The 325-nt window shown below is 74.2% G+C and carries 1 protein-coding gene; it reads right to left on the minus strand.

The genetic code is table 11. The features are described 5' to 3' along the window. Nucleotides 1–107: 107 nt before the first annotated feature. Nucleotides 108–325, minus strand: a 218-nt coding sequence (locus tag I73_RS00925; protein WP_022978899.1) for a VOC family protein, incomplete at its 5' end; no start/stop codon positions are given.

Raw genomic sequence — 325 nt, forward strand, 5'->3', positions numbered from 1 at the left:
TGAATGCTAAGAGCCCACCCGGCCGCCGCGCAAACGACATTGGCGCACGCGTCACATGCGCGAGAGGCATGCCTTCACCCACGCCGAGCCCGGCCCCGGTCGGCCGCTCAGCGCCCTTCTTCGTACAGCTCCAGCGGCAAGCCGTCGGGGTCGGCGAAGAAGGTGAAGCGCCGGCCGGTGAAGGCGTCCACCCTGACCGCCTCCACCGCCACCCCGTGGGCCTGCAGGTGGTCCACCCAGGGCGCCAACGCGGCCACGCGCAGGGCCAGGTGGCGCAGGCCGCAGGCCTCCGGCCGCGAGGGCCGCGGCGGCGGTGCCGGAAACG

The sequence above is a fragment of the Ideonella sp. B508-1 genome, from assembly GCF_000333615.1.
Lineage (GTDB): Bacteria > Pseudomonadota > Gammaproteobacteria > Burkholderiales > Burkholderiaceae_C > Ideonella.